Source organism: Vibrio sp. 10N.247.310.98, assembly GCF_041467395.1.
Classification (GTDB): domain Bacteria; phylum Pseudomonadota; class Gammaproteobacteria; order Enterobacterales; family Vibrionaceae; genus Vibrio; species Vibrio crassostreae_C.
The window spans coordinates 1-1,096 of record NZ_JBFSUL010000130.1 but is presented as its reverse complement, the minus strand read 5'-3'; the positions used below and the strand labels follow the sequence as shown (position 1 = coordinate 1,096).

Here is a 1,096-nt window from a genome sequence, read left to right as displayed (position 1 = left end):
CAGGGCAAGATTACGAAGCCCCTTGCCCTGCAAGGACTTGCGAAAGGTAAGCGTTATTGCGGTTCGCTTTTTTCTGCTTTCTTTTGATCCCTGCTTTGAAGCTGATTTCTTCCGTCAGCAGATTTAAAGCTATATGTCTTATAACTGCTAAATTCTCACCGGCTTGCTCTCGACGTATCCGACATTCATCTTCTTTAAAACCAACGTCTAATCGCCAGTGCATCTGATTTTCAATGCTCCAATGTGCTCGCGTGCTCTCTAGTAAAGCTTTAGCCGTTAGTTTTGCTGAGCTTATGTAGTGCTTGATTTGCATTGTTTCTGCTGGCTTATCACCTTCTTGACGAATTGAAACGACCATACCAATTGTGGAGAGTTCAGCCCAATCAAACGCTATATAGCCTAAGAAATCTGTATTGTGAACAACCATACTCAAACGCGTTTCTGTACGACCATGCCCTTTCTCTTGAGTGACGTATTTATCACCTTCAAAACTATTAATCATACTAGAATTAAACACTTGGCTAATCGCTTGCTCCAATCGTTTTTGATTACCTTTTACCGCTAAGAGATAATCTGCATCTTGAGCGACTATCTTTTCAGCTATATCCTTCTGGCATCCCATAGCATCAATAGTCACTAAACAACCTCGCAAGGAAAGCATTTCAAGCAGTTCAGGGATCGCTTTTATTTCATTGCTTTTATCCGCAGTCTTCACTTGTCCTAGTACAACTTGGTTTGCTGCACTAAAGGCACTAACCATATGGATTGCACCACAACGCTTGTCTTTGTTGTATGTGCCTCTGAGAGTTTTGCCGTCGATAGCAATCACTTCACCCTCTGTCGTCTCATGACAGTCTTTCATCCACGCAGTAAAGCATCGTTGCAGTTGCTTGGCGGAAATAAGATTGATAACTCGGGCAATGGTATCGTGTACTGGTATGCCTTGTTTGAAATCACCATACTGCCTAAGCCATTCCAAGTTATCTTCACCAAAATCTTCAATATCCTCCCAACCTTCAGCACCAGCAATCACTGCTGCAATTGTTAAGAAGATAATGTCGGTTAGCGTGTGCTCTATTTTCCAAGCTTGGCGAGG

At 42.6% G+C, this 1,096-nt stretch carries 1 protein-coding gene; it reads right to left on the bottom strand.

Annotated elements, in window-relative coordinates; translation table 11 throughout:
• Positions 1-10: 10 nt before the first annotated feature.
• Positions 11-1,096 (bottom strand): ISAs1 family transposase (locus tag AB6E78_RS22915; protein ID WP_372153795.1); only part of this gene is annotated, 1,086 nt, incomplete at its 5' end.